The following is a 972-nucleotide window of genomic DNA, read 5'->3' as shown; positions in this document are numbered from 1 at the left end:
CCTTGACGATGTCACCTTCGTTGCCTGGGGTACCTGGTTCGTCGGTAACGGTGGTGCTGACCTCGGTCTTGTCCAGGGTCAGGTTCTCGAACTTCCACGCATCCGCGCCGCTGACCGCTTCGATGGCGTTGACCACGGGCTCGTTAGCGCCCACATACACGTTGTCTGGAGCAGTAACGGTGATCGAGCCAGTAGTGCTGTTGGCCGGTACAACAACCGTGGTGCCATCGGTCAGTTTGAAGAACAGCTCCGAATGGTTGTTGATCGGCAGACCGTCTTTGTTGGTCAGCGTGATGGTGTAGGTGATCTCGCCGCCTTCGGTCACCGAGGCGGTAGCGGTCAACTTGGCGACAACTTCGTCGATGGTGTCGGTAACTTTTACCGAAGCAGGGTTGCCCAGCTCCAGGTTCTCGAACGCTGCACCGGTGGCATCGACAGCCGATTTGATGCCCAGGCTGATTTCGCCGGCATCCTGGTAAACGTCGTCACCCTGGGCTTCGTGAGCGTACGGCTCGCTCGAAGTCTGACCGGCCTTGATGGTCACAACCGCGTTGTTACTCAGGGTCACGGTCAGGTCATGCGCCAGCACCGTGTTGATGTGCACGGTGAAGGTCGGTTTGACGTTTTCAGCGACAGACACCTGGTCTGCAGTGATGGTGACCTTGACGATGTCGCCTTCGTTGCCTGGGGTACCTGGTTCGTCGGTAACGGTGGTGCTGACCTCGGTCTTGTCCAGGGTCAGGTTCTCGAACTTCCAGGCATCTGCGCCGCTGACTGCTTCGATGGCGTTGACCACCGGCTCGTTGGTGCCCACATAGACGTTGTCCGGTGCGACTGCAGTTGCCGAACCTGTGGTGCTGTTGGCCGGTACAACAACCGTGGTGCCATCGGTCAGTTTGAAGAACAGCTCCGAGTGGTTGTTGATCGGCAGACCGTCTTTGTTGGTCAGCGTGATGGTGTAGGTGATCTCGC

1 protein-coding gene is annotated in these 972 nt (G+C 58.4%); it reads right to left on the bottom strand.

Translation table 11 applies throughout. The annotated features are described in order from the left end of the window. Window positions 1-972: immunoglobulin-like domain-containing protein (locus HP547_RS28955; RefSeq protein ID WP_372243024.1), on the bottom strand; the 972-nt coding region annotated here is incomplete at both ends.

Source organism: Pseudomonas sp. CM27 (assembly GCF_013179515.1).
GTDB lineage: Bacteria > Pseudomonadota > Gammaproteobacteria > Pseudomonadales > Pseudomonadaceae > Aquipseudomonas.
Note: the sequence above shows the minus strand (reverse complement) of the source record. Positions and strands in the feature narration are given on the sequence as shown.